This is a genomic window from Pseudomonas sp. SIMBA_068, from assembly GCF_046534705.1.
Taxonomy (GTDB): Bacteria; Pseudomonadota; Gammaproteobacteria; order Pseudomonadales; family Pseudomonadaceae; genus Aquipseudomonas; species Aquipseudomonas putida.
This window is the reverse complement of record NZ_JAWRYI010001129.1, coordinates 1-252: the sequence shown is the minus strand read 5'-3', so window position 1 is coordinate 252 and position 252 is coordinate 1. Positions and strand designations below refer to the sequence as shown.

The 252-nt window shown below is 61.5% G+C and carries 1 protein-coding gene; it reads right to left on the bottom strand.

Translation table 11 applies throughout. The features are described 5' to 3' along the window. A partial coding sequence (locus tag SB756_RS33020) for an MBL fold metallo-hydrolase (protein WP_410913629.1) occupies nucleotides 1-252 on the bottom strand: 252 nt, incomplete at both ends.

The window sequence follows — 252 nt, the reverse complement described above, 5'->3', positions numbered from 1 at the left end:
ACCCACAGAGACTGATTCCGGGTAAAGCCGCGCCCGGAGAAATGCCGGGCCGGGGTGATGTGGACGTGCAGTCCTGGTGTCAGTTCGACGATGTCACTCCAATCCGCCTCGCGCACGAGTGACATGTCATAGCCCCAGGCCTCGAAATGTGCCCCTACGCCCAGTCCAGCGATCACGCGCCTCACCTTGGGCTTGAGGGCGCGAATGGTCGGGTAGTCCAGATGATCGTAGTGGTCGTGGGTGATCAGTAGC